Annotated in this window: 21 protein-coding genes, 4 tRNA genes and 1 pseudogene; 12 read left to right on the top strand and 14 right to left on the bottom strand. The window is 39.0% G+C overall.

The annotated features are described in order from the left end of the window. From tnpA to FU659_RS32375, 4 genes are all read right to left on the bottom strand, one after another. Window positions 1-311: IS200/IS605 family transposase (gene tnpA, locus FU659_RS32390; RefSeq protein ID WP_147948393.1), on the bottom strand; the 311-nt coding region annotated here is incomplete at its 3' end. Window positions 312-439: 128 nt separating this feature from the next. Next, window positions 440-637, bottom strand: a complete 198-nt coding sequence (locus FU659_RS32385; RefSeq protein ID WP_147951328.1) for a hypothetical protein — start codon at window positions 635-637, stop codon at window positions 440-442. A 27-nt stretch (window positions 638-664) separates the two neighbouring features. Continuing rightward, complete coding sequence (locus tag FU659_RS32380) at window positions 665-1279, bottom strand: stalk domain-containing protein (RefSeq protein ID WP_222708700.1); 615 nt, start codon at window positions 1277-1279, stop codon at window positions 665-667. Further along, window positions 1261-2181, bottom strand: coding sequence for an RCC1-like domain-containing protein (locus FU659_RS32375; RefSeq protein WP_147951327.1), 921 nt, complete (start codon window positions 2179-2181; stop codon window positions 1261-1263). Before FU659_RS32375 ends, FU659_RS32380 begins: the two co-directional genes overlap by 19 nt. A gap of 290 nt (window positions 2182-2471) precedes the next feature. Here FU659_RS32375 and FU659_RS36625 point away from each other — a divergent pair, with 290 nt between their 5' ends. The 3 genes from FU659_RS36625 to FU659_RS32365 all read left to right on the top strand — a co-directional run bounded on the left by FU659_RS36625 (window position 2472) and on the right by FU659_RS32365 (window position 4050). Beyond that, on the top strand, window positions 2472-2624 hold the full coding sequence (locus tag FU659_RS36625) for a hypothetical protein (RefSeq protein ID WP_222708699.1): 153 nt from the start codon (window positions 2472-2474) through the stop codon (window positions 2622-2624). 389 nt (window positions 2625-3013) lie between these two features. Beyond that, window positions 3014-3676, top strand: coding sequence for a helix-turn-helix domain-containing protein (locus FU659_RS32370; RefSeq protein ID WP_147951326.1), 663 nt, complete (start codon window positions 3014-3016; stop codon window positions 3674-3676). 77 nt (window positions 3677-3753) lie between these two features. Then, window positions 3754-4050, top strand: a complete 297-nt coding sequence (locus FU659_RS32365) for a hypothetical protein (protein ID WP_187274546.1) — start codon at window positions 3754-3756, stop codon at window positions 4048-4050. Between the two features lie 43 nt (window positions 4051-4093). Here the strand turns inward: FU659_RS32365 and FU659_RS32360 are convergent, their stop codons facing one another. Next, window positions 4094-4297: a helix-turn-helix transcriptional regulator gene (locus FU659_RS32360; RefSeq protein ID WP_147951324.1), complete on the bottom strand. Its 204-nt coding sequence runs from the start codon at window positions 4295-4297 to the stop codon at window positions 4094-4096. A 140-nt stretch (window positions 4298-4437) separates the two neighbouring features. On the opposite strand from FU659_RS32360, the gene FU659_RS32355 reads away from it, so the two are divergent. The 5 genes from FU659_RS32355 to FU659_RS36020 all read left to right on the top strand — a co-directional run bounded on the left by FU659_RS32355 (window position 4438) and on the right by FU659_RS36020 (window position 7978). Further along, entirely contained in the window at window positions 4438-5127 is a 690-nt protein-coding gene (locus FU659_RS32355) for a copper amine oxidase N-terminal domain-containing protein (protein WP_147951323.1), read from the top strand. Window positions 5128-5197: 70 nt separating this feature from the next. Beyond that, window positions 5198-5641 carry a hypothetical protein gene (locus FU659_RS32350; RefSeq protein ID WP_187274545.1) on the top strand — a complete coding sequence of 148 codons (444 nt, stop codon included), beginning with the start codon at window positions 5198-5200 and terminating at the stop codon, window positions 5639-5641. 80 nt (window positions 5642-5721) lie between these two features. Next, entirely contained in the window at window positions 5722-6825 is a 1104-nt protein-coding gene (locus FU659_RS32345; RefSeq protein ID WP_147951321.1) for an S-layer homology domain-containing protein, read from the top strand. Between the two features lie 497 nt (window positions 6826-7322). Continuing rightward, a complete protein-coding gene (locus FU659_RS32340) occupies window positions 7323-7772 on the top strand; it encodes a hypothetical protein (RefSeq protein WP_187274544.1) in 450 nt (149 codons plus the stop codon). Between the two features lie 62 nt (window positions 7773-7834). Next, window positions 7835-7978: a hypothetical protein gene (locus tag FU659_RS36020; protein WP_187274543.1), complete on the top strand. Its 144-nt coding sequence runs from the start codon at window positions 7835-7837 to the stop codon at window positions 7976-7978. Between the two features lie 227 nt (window positions 7979-8205). Here the strand turns inward: FU659_RS36020 and FU659_RS37900 are convergent, their stop codons facing one another. The 4 genes and pseudogenes from FU659_RS37900 to FU659_RS32325 all read right to left on the bottom strand — a co-directional run bounded on the left by FU659_RS37900 (window position 8206) and on the right by FU659_RS32325 (window position 9779). Next, window positions 8206-8334 carry a hypothetical protein gene (locus FU659_RS37900; protein ID WP_261808199.1) on the bottom strand — a complete coding sequence of 43 codons (129 nt, stop codon included), beginning with the start codon at window positions 8332-8334 and terminating at the stop codon, window positions 8206-8208. A gap of 231 nt (window positions 8335-8565) precedes the next feature. Continuing rightward, a pseudogene (locus FU659_RS39120) lies at window positions 8566-9487 on the bottom strand (tyrosine-type recombinase/integrase). Between the two features lie 124 nt (window positions 9488-9611). After that, a tRNA-OTHER gene (locus tag FU659_RS32330) sits at window positions 9612-9692 on the bottom strand. A gap of 15 nt (window positions 9693-9707) precedes the next feature. Further along, window positions 9708-9779 (bottom strand) — tRNA-Glu (locus FU659_RS32325). Window positions 9780-9929: 150 nt separating this feature from the next. Between FU659_RS32325 and corA the strand changes: the two genes are divergently transcribed. Beyond that, window positions 9930-10859, top strand: coding sequence for a magnesium/cobalt transporter CorA (gene corA / locus FU659_RS32320; protein ID WP_147951319.1), 930 nt, complete (start codon window positions 9930-9932; stop codon window positions 10857-10859). Between the two features lie 62 nt (window positions 10860-10921). Here the strand turns inward: corA and FU659_RS36015 are convergent, their stop codons facing one another. The 4 genes from FU659_RS36015 to FU659_RS32305 form a co-directional block, all read right to left on the bottom strand. Then, on the bottom strand, window positions 10922-11062 hold the full coding sequence (locus FU659_RS36015) for a hypothetical protein (protein ID WP_187274542.1): 141 nt from the start codon (window positions 11060-11062) through the stop codon (window positions 10922-10924). A gap of 148 nt (window positions 11063-11210) precedes the next feature. Beyond that, window positions 11211-11299: transfer RNA gene (locus FU659_RS32315), tRNA-Ser, on the bottom strand. 7 nt (window positions 11300-11306) lie between these two features. Continuing rightward, a tRNA-Asn gene (locus FU659_RS32310) sits at window positions 11307-11382 on the bottom strand. A 19-nt stretch (window positions 11383-11401) separates the two neighbouring features. Next, window positions 11402-11875: a SprT family protein gene (locus FU659_RS32305; RefSeq protein ID WP_147951318.1), complete on the bottom strand. Its 474-nt coding sequence runs from the start codon at window positions 11873-11875 to the stop codon at window positions 11402-11404. A 115-nt stretch (window positions 11876-11990) separates the two neighbouring features. On the opposite strand from FU659_RS32305, the gene FU659_RS32300 reads away from it, so the two are divergent. From FU659_RS32300 to FU659_RS32290, 3 genes are all read left to right on the top strand, one after another. Further along, entirely contained in the window at window positions 11991-12344 is a 354-nt protein-coding gene (locus FU659_RS32300; RefSeq protein ID WP_147951317.1) for a hydrolase/acyltransferase, read from the top strand. Window positions 12345-12442: 98 nt separating this feature from the next. Beyond that, entirely contained in the window at window positions 12443-12607 is a 165-nt protein-coding gene (gene cmpA, locus FU659_RS32295; protein ID WP_090818813.1) for a cortex morphogenetic protein CmpA, read from the top strand. A 251-nt stretch (window positions 12608-12858) separates the two neighbouring features. Continuing rightward, window positions 12859-13326, top strand: a complete 468-nt coding sequence (locus tag FU659_RS32290) for a hypothetical protein (protein WP_147951316.1) — start codon at window positions 12859-12861, stop codon at window positions 13324-13326. 306 nt (window positions 13327-13632) lie between these two features. On the opposite strand, the gene FU659_RS36620 is transcribed toward FU659_RS32290, so the two are convergent. Then, window positions 13633-13823 (bottom strand): hypothetical protein (locus tag FU659_RS36620; RefSeq protein WP_222708698.1); only part of this gene is annotated, 191 nt, incomplete at its 5' end.

Raw genomic sequence — 13823 nt, 5'->3', positions numbered from 1 at the left:
TTTCCTCCCCACAATTTCTTTTTAATCTTAGGAAACTCTTTAAACAAAAGTCTGGCGGAAACACCTTTTAATGCTTTAATCATACTAGGTATTGAATGCTGTGGTGTACAATCCACTAAGAGATGGATGTGATCGGAGTCGCTTTCAATTTCAGATATAGTGAAGTTGTTATCGGATGCAATCTGAATAAGAATTTCTTTTAGTCTTACGTCTAATTCTTCTACAAGAATCTGGTGTCGGTACTTTACACACCATACGATGTGGTACTGAATGGCATAGACGTAACCACGACCATGCTTAATTTCTGACATAAAATCACCTCTGACTACAGAATAGCATATGTCAGTGTTATTTTCCTATAGAAACCTTGACACTAAAAGGATTGTTGTAATAGTTACCTAAACATGTGTCGGATAGTTAACGTGGCATAAGCCACGCCCTATCCGAAGTTTTCTAACTCACGACTGAAGGCACGAGTTTGCGAAAACTTTTCATCAATTTTGTTAATTGTTAGGTTGACCTTCCAATACCATAGCCAGAAGGTACGGATAATTAAAAAGATGACGATCAGAATAACTATGAAAATAATACCGCCAACTATAATGCCTATTACTAAATTCAACAGTGAATTATCCATTTTTTCTCCTCACTTTGTTATCATCTATTACTGCCCGTTATAAGAATCAATATTAATACCTATCGTATTAGAAGTACCATCCCAAGTGACATTAATATTAATAAGTTTGGCAATTTCCCTTAATTTATAATAATTACTTCCATCGATTTCATAAGCAGTTAATTGGGTTTCTTTACCGTTAAAATATAATTTCGATTCACTTGGTGTGGCTTTCTTTGTAGTTGTATGTTCAGAAATCACAAGCTCTCCACCATCAGGAGTATATGCCTTATTCGTTGTGATATTGATAGCATTATGTGTACCATCCCAACTCACTTCAAACTTTTTGTCTGTTGCACTAACAGCCTTAGCCAGATCACGAAGTTTAAAATAATTCTCCCCACTGATATTATAGGCTTCAAAAGATATCGCTTTTTGGTTCAGTAACACCTTTGATATGGTTGGATTCGCTAACAACGTTAAAATGTACTTCTTGTTAAACGATACTTTTTCTTTGAACAGTTGAAACCCATTTTTTTCATAAAGCTTTCCATTACTTTTGGAATAAAGAATATTTGCTCCATAGCCACTATTGTCGGGGGTATGCGCCAGTAAACCCCAATCCGTATCAGCAGAGATCATCTTTATTTGATTTTTGCCCAAAGAGTACAATGTTCCGTCTCCTTAATCATGTAACTCGAATCATCTGAAGCCGATATATCTTTCCATTTCTCATCGCTGATTTTACTAAATATTAAATCTTCATCACCATTTATGCCCAGCTGACCATTATGGTTATATCCCCAGCCCCATAGTGTTCCATCTTCCCTAATAACTAATGTATGCACATTGCCAACCGATATTTTCTTGTAGGTTAGATTGTCAAATATTTTCATAGGTTTTTTAATATCTTCTTGATCCGTTTCAATATTCAATCTTTTTCCTGTTGTTGCTCCCCACGCCCAGATACTTCCATCACTTTTTACTGCCATTGTATGATAACTGCCAACATATACTTCTTCCCAGTCATTTGAATTTCCAACTTTAGAAGGAATATTTCTGTTCGTTAAAGTCCCATCGCCTAACTGCCCTGCATTATTAAGACCCCAAGTCCATAATGATCCATCTTCAGCAATCGCGGCAGCATGACCGTAATTACTGGATACAGCTTTCCATGTTTTGTTTTTACCTATTTGAATAAAATTTTCACTCGTTTTATAATCACCAGTCCCCAGACTTCCTACATCATTCAAAGAGCCAGCAGACCACATTGTTCCATCCTTCTTTATAGCAAAAACCGCAGTATCAGAACTTGTAACTTCCTTCCAATCAGTAGCGTCTTTATCATTTTCAAAAAAGAAATAGTGAGCATTCTCGGTATCAACTAGCCCCTCTGTACCCTCAATCAAAAGTCGTCCATCATTCATTAATGCAATAGTTGAGTTTGGTCCACGAACTATTTTTTTAATTGGATTTCCTGTATCAGCAAATGATTTTGCCACCAATAACTGTGACGCAAAAATAAATGTCAATGATAGTAATAAAGCTTTGTTTAATAGTCTCATTAAATTGTCCCCCAGTGGATTAATAATCTAATCTTTCAACATGAATCGACGCTAATTATCGTAAGATATGTCATCAAATAGGTCTATTATACCAAGAAAATGGCTTAATGTGGAAAAACCACAATTCCACCAAAAACAAACTCATCTCATACAATCGCTCTCAACTTCAAATAAAAAATCAGAACAAAAAAACCTGAACCCCCCTTTATTTCAAGGAGTTTCAGGTTTTTGGGATGCGGTCGGAGGGATTTGAACCCTCACGCCTGTGTAGGCCCCCCCCTCAAGATGGTGTGTCTGCCGTTCCACCACCAGACAAAGCGACTTCTTCATCCGTGCCGCTGGACATTATCACGTTGACAGAAAACCGCGCAGCAGAGTTACAGCACTATGTGAATACCAAAGGTTATAGCTTCACCGTCCTACTCCAAACGATTGATATTTAAGCTATACTTCACCTATACCACATGCCCACTATCCCGCTAACCCCTCTTGAATCCACCCATAATAAAAGTTTTCCTCATCATCCTCTTTCATCCAATTTGATAACAACCCAATAATCAAAGGGTAATCCCTGCTTCCAAAATCAAGAAGTTCGATAACTCCCTTATACTACAGCCGTACTTAACCATCAATAAGCGTATAGTACGGCTATACAAAAATGGTGAATATGTCGATAATTCACCAATACTATTTTTCCCTCAAAAAGCGGCTTTTGGACAAAAAAAGAAAAACAATGATACTCATAGTCCGTCGAAAAATTATCTCATGCTATGGTATAGTTAACCTGGTTGGTATGATTTTACAAATTTCGACATTCGGAGTGTTGCACCACATGAGTATTTTAAAAGATTTTGGCGTGCGTCTTAAAGAACTCAGAATACGCTCAGGCATGTCTCAAGACATGCTCGCCAACCATTCAAATTTAGATCGAACTTACATCGGTGGTGTTGAGCGGGGTGAGAGAAACGTTTCATTGAAGAATATTGAGATTCTTTGTAATACACTCGATGTGGACATTAGTTATTTTTTTGATGATGAGAGGTTCTCCCTACATACGGCATTTCTCAAAAGCGAGTTTAGTAGACCGCTTAAGGAACGCTTTTCGTATATCGTCAATCATCATGAACAAATGCTTCATTGGGAAGTCAAAGGTGTCCTAAGTCAAGACGAAGTATTAGGAATATCAGCAGAGCTTAAACAAGCTTGTCTAACTCTTATCTCGGGGAAGGTCAAGCTTCTTGTGGATAACCGATTAATGATAGCGAACGGACAGCCGATTGTCTTTACGCCTGAGGTCATGGGATTATGGGAGGATTTACAGCGTTGGTTAACCCCTCAGTGCTCCCAAGTTATCGTTCTATGCAACTCTAAATTGATGAAAAACCAAATGGACAGGTTAGCGAAAAGAAGTGGACTTATTAAAGTTCAGAGTAATTTATATGCTGAAGACAAAGAATGGCTTCTCCATGAAGCTTTTCGACTGCTTAGAAGTTAAATATTGAATCCATATATCATTTTTATATTACTAAAGTATCTTAAAAAGGATGGTCGTTGCAAATGGTTTTTCTAATTATGATTGGTGGAGAAAATCTTGATAGGGTTAATGAAGTAGAAACTACGATTTATCAACATTTAAGCGATCTTAAACTCCCATTCTATTTCTTTAATACTCGATTATACGCCGTTTACACAAGTGAATTGACCCGTGAAGAAATCTTTAATAGGCTTGTTTATCTAATTAATTCTTATTCTCCAGTCTCACTTGATTCAGATTATGACCTTTTAGGTGTAATAAACTTTGACCATGAAAATTCCTTGGGCTATTGGACAGCTTCTTTTAATAACTGGTTAAATGGGGTGAGTAGATAGAGGTTTAGATATGACTATAAGAACAATATAGACCGCAAGCCACCTATGAAGGTTGCCTTCGGTCTTTCCACTCATCAATATCCCTTGGGTCTATCTCAAGAACTTCGCAGATATGCAGAGCAATGGTAACGGAAGGCACGGTTATTCCATGCTCAATGTTCTGATAATGTTTCAAAGTAACGTTGATTTCCCGACTGAGTTTTTCTTGAGTGATGCCACTATTTTTCCTTGCTTCAATTAATTTCAATGGGCAAACAACTCCTAACATCATTTGTACCCATGTTAACCGCTGCACGAATTTTTTTAACGTTTAATAATGAGTATTATATTACACGTAATATAATACTCATTATTGACTTATATAAAAAATATTAAGGAGTGAGTATTATGAAACAATTAAGATTTACTTTGGGTTTTATAGCTGGAGCATTAGTCTTTGGTTCGGTAGGGGTTGCAGCAGCATCGTCATCAAAAACAATCGAGGTATTGTTTAATGTAAAAGATGTGAAAATCAATAATGTGTCTAAGATGCCGGAACAACAGCCATTTATATATGAAGGAACTACATACGTTCCACTCCGTTATATTGCAGAAAACTTGGGAAGCGACGTTGGTTGGGACGAGGTAAATCAAACGGTCACTATTAATGGCAAACAAAGAACTTGCAACAATGAAACTTCTGACACTGCAACATTAATTGGAAATTGGGGACTCTCCTTGGAAATCGATGCGGATAAAAAAGGATGGGATGAGAGGATTGAAAATTCCTTTCGGATTGACGCTGTTAGTGGAAATACATTAAAACTTTCACGAGGCGATTTATTTAATTCACGAGTTTTTTATGACGAAAAAGGTTTTCCAAAAAACCATTCAGCTAGCCCTTATAATTGGGAGTCAAAAGCATTTGAAATACAACCGGACAATACAGCAAATATTATTATTATCACAGAAATGTATCCTGATAAGGAAATTCCCGCACACCTCGAAATTAGAAATAATCAAATACGAATTACTACCGACGAAAACGAGAATTTTTTCTATTTTAACCGATCACCAGCTTTCACTAAAACGGAATAACAACGTTAGCCTAACAAACCGATATTTTACCCAGTAACCTAATAGGAGGAAGAGTCAATGTTTTCTTTTGATGATTTTAATTGATACTTTCAAAATATTACTTGGAATGGATATCCACATATGTACACGCGATGGAAACTTTACGGTGAATGGATATGCCAAATTAAAATGTTTTACCGATTTTAAAACAGAGATGGTCACGGTGCATCTTACAGACTTTGCTACTGATCCCATAGGTCTAAATGCAAAGCAGGGATGGGTTTTCTATTATGAATCAGTTCCAGCCTCAACCATAGAAATTCACCATCAATACACCCCTTTATTCCAAATAAGCACACAAGAGTTTATCCATGACAGCGATTGGAAAGTGAGATTCAAGACATACCTAGACCAAACTTATGTACAAATAATTGAAATATTAAATGCTTGTCAATTACCGAATGAAAAGAATCAAATGGTTGCACTATCGTCTTTCGCTACTTTTCAGATTTCCAATATTCAATATGTCGATTAATGATTGAAAAATAATAATCATTCAGACCCGTCACTTGCCACAAATATAATATCTAAATAAATGGAGGAGGTAATTTCATAATGAGAAAAGAAATGATCGCTGCGGGCTTGTCGTTGGTGCTATTATTAGTCCTACCAGTATCAGCAGGGGCAAATGAAAGCAATTTAAAACCACAAACAGCTAAAGTTAATCTAGTTAATTTTACCGATGTTACAGCAACATATTGGGGTTTTGATGCTATTCTATGGGGCGTAGATAACAAGATAGTTGATGGGTATCCAGACGGCACGTTTAAGCCCGATATACCTGTTAAGCAATCTGAATTTCTTGCTATGTTGCTTAAAGCGTATAAAGCCAAAATAGAAACTCCTTCGAATAATGATGCATGGGATACATATTATTTGAAATACGCCGAGGAACATAACTGGAGGATTATTGGGGATTCCCAAAAAGTGGTTGATCGTGGGCAAATTGCTAAATTACTAACGAATGCAGCAGGGAAGAACTTGAATTTAATGGATTCGATTCACTATTTGCTTGATGCTGGATTATCTAATGGTAAGACTGAAAGAAGCATCGTAGGGTATAGACAAAATGATTCTCTGACTCGTGCAGAATCGCTTGCTTTTATTAAGAATATCTTGAATAAATTAGACATACTTAAAGCCGCTCCGAAAAACCTAGAAAAATACGAAAATCCGAACAGTGATATTGTTCCAGTAACGGAAGGGCGAATCGTTTCTTTAAAAGATGTGGAACCAACAAATAAAAGCTATAAAATTGGTTTCCGTAAGGAATTAAAGCCGTTTGAGGTAGACCATTCAACATATCAACCATCTATTAACGATTTATCAGGTGCACTGGGGGTCGAAACGGATTTTTCTTTGAAAAGCAGATATGTGACTTTCATTGCTAAGCTTGCTGTAGATGATAACTATAAGTATGACTTCTTGAAGGTTGAAATATCTAATGGAAAACGTCTGTTTTACTCTAATAGATTGACTCGTGGAGAAGCTCCAAAAACAATTGAGCTAGACGTAACGGGGGTTGATCGTCTTATTATTAAGACTGGAAATTTTGAAATGCCAGAAGGAGCAATAATAGGTTTTAGTGACCCTCTTCATACAAACGATAATTCTGTTCACATCTATGACATCACTTTAAGTGAAATTGATAACCACTAGTTTTTATCGAAAAATATGGAAGTTCTCGATTGATATGGAGCAGTTTTCACAACAAGATGCCTGATAGAGTTGATTACTTCAAAAATATGTAATCCTATCCTGATTATCAAATGGTCAAGAGAAGAAGATGGTACGTTTGGTTTTGGGGAGCGATCACAAGACCAAGATGTGATTTCGTTCTTATATATAACCTTACCCGCGAAGGATGAGTTGTCACTTTATTGTGATGCTTGTCCTTTTACTTTGCATTTTAGCCTTGCAAATTTCATACATCTGCAAAACAGTGCATAAAATTGTCCATTAAAGTTTGGTTTATTAAACTTTTCCATACACTCTTCTTCGCATCCCGGTTCTCTTTTTAAGAGAAGTAGTCTACAGGAAAAAATTCAGACATTTTGTCTCTATTTTGTCTGAAAACGCGATCGGCGAGGAGTCGTAGATATCTGGTTGTAGATTCGAAAAAGGAGGCGAATCGCCTGAAATGTTTGTCGCTGTGCTTGAGTATCGAAAACAATCGGAAGGTTTTGCTTATGTTCGTAGGCTATTTGTTTCTTGGAGGACTTTTGTGGTTGATATTTTTCTCAGGCGGGAAAAAGAAAGAACTTCCTTCTTCGCCAGCGTTAATTAATCTTCATGAAAGCAATAACGATTTGGAACGATTTATAGAATATCTTGAAGGTGGTTGGTCTGCGATTTCGGAGATCAAGGGAAAATGGCCAGTGTTTGGTACTGCGCTCTTCGTCTTCATTCGTAATGAAAATTATCACTCCAAACGTTCCAGATTGAGTATCGATGAATTTGTCGGCAAATCAGCTTTTGATAAGGATGCGTTGCACGATTTGGCAAAAGCAGCCGCATCGAAAGGTTTGTTGAAGTTTGATGGTGATGCTGTTGACCTGAGAGATACCCCCACGCTGGACGAATTATTGAAAAAGCTGTTCCGTTAAAATGAAAAGGGCTTGCATGAATAATGATGCAAGCCCTTTCTAAGTTTTGAGGAGGAAGACGAATGCGTAAGCACTCTAAGTTATTGAAAGATATGCGGAAGATAGCTGCAAACAGTATCATGAAATCTCGTAATGAGTTGCCTCAATTTACTCGGCATAGCAAAGGCTTTTTGCTTGGTTTCGTTATGACGATCATGAGCGAATGAAAAGGAAGGTCATTGCTGTTTGGATACAGACTGCTAACGATGATTTGCAACGTGCATACACCTTGCTGAATGAGTTTGCGGGAAAGCCGTTCTATGAGTGTGATATGCCTAAAGTAACCATATGCTCAAATAATAAAGCGAACGGTGGAGTTGGCACTGTTCGCTTTTTTCATTACTCTTTTAATTCCATTTCCTTGTGAGCTTTCTCGTGATTTTGAATTAAATCCCTATAAGCTGCTGCCATGCCATACAGAAAGTATCGTTCGAAGCTGGAGCTTAAACTTTAAGCGTTCCTCAGCGCCTTCAAGGAATATTTGGATGATTTCGATACTAATTATGCCTTTGGTTGGTTTCATGTCGTTCCCTCCAGTAGCAAATCCCTTTCGGCTCTGAGGGCTTCTATTTCGGCTATAATCGCCTTCCGGCGTTCAGAAGATGAAGAATAGGAATGTTCCTTTACAAGTCTTAAATGAGCTTGTGAGATGGATAGGAGTTTGTTAAACGATTGCATCATCCAGTGTCCATAACAAGCGACTAAGTGAGATGGCATTGTCTAAAATTTCATTCACCATATGCTCACCCCCTCCCTACAAATCCAAATGATTAAGCAGATTAAACTTTTGGTTTTGTTCGCGCAAGACAGTTCCCCATATGGAAAGGTAGCTGAGTAATGGTAATCTGGCTATGTCGAAACATTTTTTTGTAAAGTAAATACATCGAATCCATTTATTAACATCCGATGGGCGAATGTATGACGAAATGTGTGACAGGACACACGCACATCTTTGAATGCCATTGCCTCTTTTAGTCTTTTGAAGATGGATTTTATTGAATCAACTTGCAACTGTCCATTCTTCCTGTCACTAACAAACACGAATTCAGATAACTCACCGAAATTTTGCTTGCATAATACCTGATATTGGGCAAGCTCCTTTACTAATTTTTCAGTCAAAGGGATGGAAGACTGTTCACGCTTTTTGCCGTACACCGTTACCGTTACCGATCTTATATCAACATCGTTCCATTTGAGGTTAATATGCTCCCCTAGCCGCACGCCAGTACCCAACAACGTAATGATAATCGTATAGTCCCTGCAAGCGTGAAGGTGCGTTGCCGTTGTTTAATTCTCCGATAGTAATTAAGCATCTGGTTAATATGAGAGTCGTTGAATGCTTCAATCTGAATATCTTCTTTTACATAGGCAAGTCTTTTAATCGGGTTTTGCTTGGATGCGATAACTTCAATGTCCTCTAAATAGTTGAAAAATATCTTGATGGAGTGCAACTTTGAATTTCTTGTTGTGGGGTTATTGTCCCTTTCCTTGTGACAATAAAGCAAATACGACTTGATAACCGCTTGCGTAACATCCTCGACACTGATAATCTCCTGCTTCACACAATACGTTTGAAACTCCTTCAACGTCATTAAATACGATTCAATCGTCCGCGGAGACAGATTTTTGTACTCTCGATCCTCTTTAAACTCTTGAATAGCAAATTTTAACAACAAAAAAACACTCCCTCATCAGAATTTTAATGTTCTGAAAAGAAAGTGATCTCATGAATCAGAAACATGTGTAGTTACACACACTATCTAATTTAAACCTTATAAAACCTGCAAAACCTAGCTGGGATGCGGTCGGAGGGATTTGAACCCTCACGCCTTGTGAGCGCCACCCCTCAAGATGGTGTGTCTGCCGTTCCACCACGACCGCGTATGAAAAATAAGATGACCCGTAGGGGATTCGAACCCCTGTAACCTCCGTGAAAGGGAGGTGTCTTAACCGCTTGACCAACGGGCCATAATCGCCACTGAACATTCCAGCCCGTTTGGACGACAATAGTTATTATAAGGGATTACGTGAAAGTTGACAAGCACAAAATATGGAATGCATACACATAACTATGGTATGCTCTAAGTAATTTCTATTATAAGAGGTGCCCGCCCTTCCATGTTGATATATCAAACAAAGCAAGGCAGTGTTCATGAGGAAAAAGTTCGTTTTCCTAAACAGGATGAGGTTGCTTGGGTTAGGCTGGAGAATGCCCCAACGGATGAAATCAAACATGTCCTTGGCGATCTGTTCAAGTGCCACCCACTTCTTATCGAGGATGCTATCAAGCTGAACCAACGTCCAAAGATGGATACTTATCCGAATCATATCTTTTTGACGTTTTTCGCTATTTCCGAACAATTGGAGCCACAGGAGATCGGAATTGTTATAGGTGCTAACTATGTGATTACGATTCACAAAACGAAGCTCCCCTTCATGGATCAGCTCTATCGCTCTTGCCTAGAGGTCGAGCAGAGAATGAGCCATCCTGGGGCTATTCTTCATTTCTTACTTGACCGTTGCGTCGATGACTACTCCGTGGTCGTTGATCATTTCGACGATCGTCTCGATCGTATGGAGCAGGATGTTTATCTGAATCCATCGATTCGGATTGCACAGGATATTTTCGAACTTAAACGAACCATGCATCAACTCCGGCGGATTATCGTAGAAGAACGAATTTCGCTAGCCGCGATTACCCATCACAGTTTTCCTTACTCAAGACCTGAAGATGAAGTATATTTTATAGATATCATGGATCACATATCTCGGGCGGTAGATTCTTTAGACATTTTCCGTGAATCATTAACTGGTTTACTGGAGCTTCAGATGAGTATGAAATCCGACCGTATGAATGAAATTATGACAACCTTAACGGTTTTCAGCACGATTTTTCTTCCTTTGACTTTTATTGTAGGTTTGTACGGAATGAATTTCAAAAATATACCTGAATTGGATTGGAGCTTTGGCTACATTTATGTATGGATTTTAATGCTCCTCGTTAGTGCTTTGATGTGGGTTTTCTTTAAACGTAAACGATGGTTCTAAATGCAAAAGAAGGCACTCCACCGTGATCGCAAATCACAAGAGTGCCTTTTTCTCATCATAGACTAAGCAATTTTAAAAAAAGAAACGGAATGATTCAACGTATCCACGACGGCTTTCAACTGCTCAGAGGCAGCTGCAATGTTCTGCATCATGGCAAGCTGTTCCTCTGTAGCTGCAAGGTATAATCTTAACGGACTGTCCAACACCGGTTCTGGCTTATTCGTAAAATAATATCGTTCCTACATGCCTAACGGACAACCTTTTAATAACTGTTAAAATCAGTTTAGTTCCCACATAAAAATAAGCCCAAAGGCATGCAGCCTCTGAGCTTATTTCCAGCTATGTGATATACGGAGAGAGAGGGATTCGAACCCTCGCACCGCTTACGCAGTCTAACCCCTTAGCAGAGGGTCCCCTTATAGCCACTTGGGTATCTCTCCAAAGATATGGCTCCCCGAACAGGACTCGAACCTGTGACAACTCGATTAACAGTCGAGTGCTCTACCAACTGAGCTATCAGGGAATGAACAAGTATTATTTTATTATGAAGACGTTGTTAAGTCAAGCTTATACGATTTTAGTTTTCCCTTGCATTTGCCGCAAGCATATTTACGGACATCCATTTTACGCTTGCGATAGTATTCTGTCTTGCAATTCACGCACTCCAGCCGATATTTGTAAGGTTGATTTTTGGAAGGTCGCGGCAATGCTCGGCAGTAACGAGAACCACCTACCTGCGCTAATAATGTTTTGAAATCCAAATCTCGATGCTGGTAGCCACGCTTAAGAATGTGCAAGTGATAATGGCAAAGTTCGTGCTTAATGATTTTCTCAATTTCATCTCGTCCAAACGTTTCCCACTGTGTCCAGCTTATATCTATATCATGGGATTTGGTAAAATAACGCCCACCCGTTGATCTTAATCGTCGGTTAAAACGCGCTTGATGTACAAATGGTCTGCCAAATGAGGCCAGAGAGATCTGCTCCACCCATTGCTGCAGGTCCTGATCATCCATTTCCCCAACGCTCCTTTGACAAGTTCTCACTTGAATTTGTACCCTACGTACGGCTATACTGTCAAGTAGAAAAGAAGAAACGTCAGCTTTCAAAAGAAAGGATATGACCATACATATGCCGCAAATGAGATATGCCATTCTTAAACTCGAACAGCAATTAGAATTCGTTGAAATGCCCGCCTCCTACTCGTACCAATTGACAGCACTTCATCTTCGATTGCACAAAGAATTGGAAAAATTGACCGCTGACGTTGTTCCACAACTCCCACATGTGATTGCCGAATGTGACAATCTGGAATTGGTTGGAGCCGCACATGTCATAACGCAAGGATTAGCGTATATCAATCGCCTGGAGCAAACCTTTGCCGGCGTTCAAGAGAAAGCATATCCCCTTATCTCTTTATTAACGGAAATCCGCGCACTCCAAGCGCAGCTGGAACAATGGTACGAAGAGGAATGGGAAGCATAAACTTTCCAACATCTACTTCTCATTTAAAAAGGACCTGCACCCAATCAGCCCAGACCTCATATGCTAGAAGTACATATGCGAAGAAGGGGATGGGCATGATGCCGCAATGGCTCTGTAATCAATTAATGCGGGCCTTCCAGAATAAGAACCGCAGACAAATCCGATTGCTGAATGATAGCTGGTACTTTTACCGCACCCGCCGCTCACAAGAGGAGTGGCCAGACACCCAATCGACGGATGGACCGGGCAAACGTAAATTTTAATCAAGTAACTAAGCTGGTGCTTGGTCGTTAAGCAAGTGCTGGCTTTTTTGTGGATTGTGGGGAAGACCAAACATAATTCGACCTAAAAAGTAAACATTTGTTAAATATATGTTGCATATTCTTAGTTATCCTCATATAATGTAAATATATGTAATACACGTATCGGAGTGAAGCACACTCGATTCTGCAGGTTAAATCTGCGGTTCGGGTGTGCTTTTTTTCGTACCTATACAAAGGAGTGTGTCTATACCATGCGTCGTAAAACGAGAGGTTGGTTGAAAAAAATAAGAGCCGTAGGAAAAAGTGATGGCCGAGCTGTGCTAAAATCCCGAAATCATATGCTGCATAGTAAAGAACACGAGCAGAAAGCTGGAAAAGAAATTAAAGCACAAGAACCTTGGAATGAAAAACAACAACATCAAGTTTATCTATTTAAATGCAAAAAGAGCGTTTCTCCTGTAATAAATGCTTCAAATCGCTCATCCATTGAAAATAATGATAATGACTTATGGGAGCAAAGAAAACAACTTGTCATTCATCTAGCTAAGCGACGCAACGGCAAAGTAAAACTTCGTGAAGTAGCAGCCGAATGTAATGTAAATATTCGCATCGCTTCAGACTGGCTGAAACGCTTGGCTTTGGAGGGACTTCTCTCCTTTATAGTTGGAGGTCAAAAAAGTACCATCGTGTATGCATTGAAGGAAGTTCAAAGAAGTTAGAAAATAGCTAAGGAAATAAGGAACTAATGAGCTACTGAGCTACAAAAGATTAAGGAATACGCCTTGGAGAGGGTGATGTGCAGCTAGGCTCATCAACGTTACAACAGGAACCGTTGATTCATACTTATAGGAGAGGATGATGCTAACTTAACGGCAAATTACGTACGTCTGCAAGCAGACATTTACGAATATCTCTAGGAATGGATGATGCTAACTTAAACTCATAACCGTACATCTACAGCAACATGTACGAAAATTTCTAAGAATGGATGATGCCTCCTCACGCTCTGCTAGTCCACCACCAGTTCACTCTTTTTCCCTCGCTGTAGCACGTTTTTCGTGCTTACAGCGTCGCTGACGGGCCTCTTGCCTTCTGTAACACGGAAAAACAGCTTTACAGCTCATCATACCAACCATTCTCTCTTTTTCCTTCACTATAAGCACGTTTTTAGTGCTTACAGCGTCGCTGACGGGCCTCTTGCCCTCCGTAACGCGGA

Source organism: Paenibacillus sp. N3.4, assembly GCF_008017805.1.
Classification (GTDB): Bacteria; Bacillota; Bacilli; order Paenibacillales; family NBRC-103111; genus Paenibacillus_E.
This window is presented reverse-complemented; position numbering and strand designations above follow the sequence as displayed.

Excerpts from the sequence above, each read along its gene's own strand:
- FU659_RS32385 (WP_147951328.1), bottom strand. The coding sequence starts at position 637 with ATGGATAATTCACTGTTGAATTTAGTAATAGGCATTATAGTTGGCGGT.
- FU659_RS32375 (WP_147951327.1), bottom strand. The coding sequence starts at position 2,181 with ATGAGACTATTAAACAAAGCTTTATTACTATCATTGACATTTATTTTT.
- FU659_RS32370 (WP_147951326.1), top strand. The coding sequence starts at position 3,014 with ATGAGTATTTTAAAAGATTTTGGCGTGCGTCTTAAAGAACTCAGAATA.
- FU659_RS32365 (WP_187274546.1), top strand. The coding sequence starts at position 3,754 with ATGATTGGTGGAGAAAATCTTGATAGGGTTAATGAAGTAGAAACTACG.
- FU659_RS32355 (WP_147951323.1), top strand. The coding sequence starts at position 4,438 with ATGAAACAATTAAGATTTACTTTGGGTTTTATAGCTGGAGCATTAGTC.
- FU659_RS32350 (WP_187274545.1), top strand. The coding sequence starts at position 5,198 with ATGATTTTAATTGATACTTTCAAAATATTACTTGGAATGGATATCCAC.
- FU659_RS32345 (WP_147951321.1), top strand. The coding sequence starts at position 5,722 with ATGAGAAAAGAAATGATCGCTGCGGGCTTGTCGTTGGTGCTATTATTA.
- FU659_RS36020 (WP_187274543.1), top strand. The coding sequence starts at position 7,835 with ATGCGTAAGCACTCTAAGTTATTGAAAGATATGCGGAAGATAGCTGCA.
- FU659_RS37900 (WP_261808199.1), bottom strand. The coding sequence starts at position 8,334 with ATGAAACCAACCAAAGGCATAATTAGTATCGAAATCATCCAAATATTC.
- corA (WP_147951319.1), top strand. The coding sequence starts at position 9,930 with ATGTTGATATATCAAACAAAGCAAGGCAGTGTTCATGAGGAAAAAGTT.
- FU659_RS32305 (WP_147951318.1), bottom strand. The coding sequence starts at position 11,875 with ATGGATGATCAGGACCTGCAGCAATGGGTGGAGCAGATCTCTCTGGCC.
- FU659_RS32300 (WP_147951317.1), top strand. The coding sequence starts at position 11,991 with ATGCCGCAAATGAGATATGCCATTCTTAAACTCGAACAGCAATTAGAA.
- cmpA (WP_090818813.1), top strand. The coding sequence starts at position 12,443 with ATGCCGCAATGGCTCTGTAATCAATTAATGCGGGCCTTCCAGAATAAG.
- FU659_RS32290 (WP_147951316.1), top strand. The coding sequence starts at position 12,859 with ATGCGTCGTAAAACGAGAGGTTGGTTGAAAAAAATAAGAGCCGTAGGA.